Raw genomic sequence first — 1,699 nt, 5'->3', positions numbered from 1 at the left:
GGGTCAGGGCGGGGGTCGGGGTCGGGGCGGGGGTCAGGGCCGGAGCCGGAGTCAGGGCCAGGGCCGGACCCAGGGAGGAGGCTGGGCACCGGGCCGGGGCCGCGTGCTCTCACGGACGACGAGTCGTCCACGCTCCTGGGTGCACAACAATTCGGCGTACTGGCGAGCGTCCGACGCACGGGTCATCCCCACCTGTCCACCGTCGCCTACCACTGGGACGCGGCGGAGCGCGTCGTACGTATCTCCACAACGGCCGACCGCCTCAAGGTCCGCCAACTGCGGCACGATCCGCACACCGCACTGCATGTGCAGGGGCCGGACGTCATGTCGTTCGCCGTGGCGGAGGGCGAGGCGGAGGTGACGGAGGCGTCGGCCGTGGCAGGCGACGAGGTCGGCAGGGAACTGCTGTCCCTGACGCCGGGCTTCACCGACCCGGCGGACGAGAGGCAGTTCCTTGAGCAGATGGTGACAGACCGTCGGACGGTGATCAGGATCCGGGTCTCGCGCCTGTACGGAACAGCGCTGGACGTGGCCGCCGGTGCCGAATAATCGACCGGATGACTACTCCTCCGAGCTGGGGGCGCGCGGAGCGCCTTGACGCCGACACCCTGGTGGCGGCCCTGTACGACGAGACCGGCGTACGCCTCACCGTGGAGGGCCCCTGCCCGGGAGGCCAGGTCGGCGCCGCGTACGTACGCCGGCCGGACGGCCACCGGTCCGTCCTGAAGTGGCGCCCCCACACGACGGTGGCGGAGGTACGGTCCGGCCCGCTCGCGGTCAGCGAGATCCTGCACGCGGACGGATTCCCCTGCCCGGCGACGGAGTTGGCCGCGCAGGTCGGCCACGCGGCCGTCATGGTGCAGGAGTTGTTGCCCGGCACGACGATGGACGGCCTCGACCACCACGGCCTGGACCAAGCCCTGTCACTCAACGAGGCACTGACCGGCCGCCTCGCCGACCACCCCGGGATCCCACAACTGCCGCTGTATCTGCGGTCCGACGGTCCGGGCTACTGCCTGCACGAACCGCTACGCCGGCACAGCGCCCGGGGCGCGGCGCTGGAGCGCCGCATCGTGGCGGTGGGAGGCGAGTACCCCGACCGGCTGCCGGGGTCCGACGCGGTGCACAACGACTTCCACCCGGGCAACTTCCTGGCCGAGGACGGCGAGATCACTGGCGTCATCGACTGGGACGGCGCGGCCCGCGGCGACCGCCGCCTCGACCTGGTGACCCTACGCTTCGGCCTCCACGGCGCGCGGGGCGCCGCAGGGGTGGCGGCCCGCCTGGACGCGCTCCTGGACACGCTCCCCCCGGAGGTACTACGCCCGTCGTGGGCGCACATGAGCCTCCGCATGACGGACTGGGCAATCAGACACTTCCCCCCGGCGGAGGTGGAGACGTGGCTGAACCTGGCGGAGCGCGGCGTGTAGGTCGGGGGCGGGCGGAGGACTCCACGGCCCAGGCCCGGGAGTGGTGGGGCCGGCTTGCCCGGGTGCGGGTGCCGCGCGGCAGTTGCGTGGGGGGACTCGGCCCGGCTCGGCGTCCGCCCCCGCCGGGTATCGGTTGCGACTCATGCCCCGCTGGTCACTGAGGGTGGGGCGGGTGCGGGTCAGGGCGGCATGGGCCGGGAGCTGTGCGGGCCGGAGCTTTTAGGCGGTCGGAGGGCCGCCCCTGAGGTTTGAGTGTCGCGGCTCCGGTC

2 protein-coding genes are annotated in these 1,699 nt (G+C 73.1%); both read left to right on the top strand.

The genetic code is table 11. The features are described from left to right. Positions 1-81 precede the first annotated feature (81 nt). Positions 82-549, top strand: a complete 468-nt coding sequence (locus HY68_RS12235; RefSeq protein ID WP_041995850.1) for a TIGR03618 family F420-dependent PPOX class oxidoreductase — start codon at positions 82-84, stop codon at positions 547-549. A gap of 8 nt (positions 550-557) precedes the next feature. Continuing rightward, the gene (locus tag HY68_RS12230) at positions 558-1,430 is read left to right on the top strand and encodes an aminoglycoside phosphotransferase family protein (RefSeq protein WP_041987973.1); all 873 of its coding nucleotides are present in this window, start codon (positions 558-560) and stop codon (positions 1,428-1,430) included. Positions 1,431-1,699 lie beyond the last annotated feature (269 nt).

The organism is Streptomyces sp. AcH 505 (assembly GCF_000818175.1).
In the GTDB taxonomy this organism is placed as follows: domain Bacteria; phylum Actinomycetota; class Actinomycetes; order Streptomycetales; family Streptomycetaceae; genus Streptomyces.
Note: the sequence above shows the minus strand (reverse complement) of the source record. Positions and strands in the feature narration are given on the sequence as shown.

What these genes read in the sequence shown, in the direction of transcription:
- HY68_RS12230 (WP_041987973.1), top strand. Translation starts at nt 558, where the DNA reads ATGACTACTCCTCCGAGCTGGGGGCGCGCGGAGCGCCTTGACGCCGAC.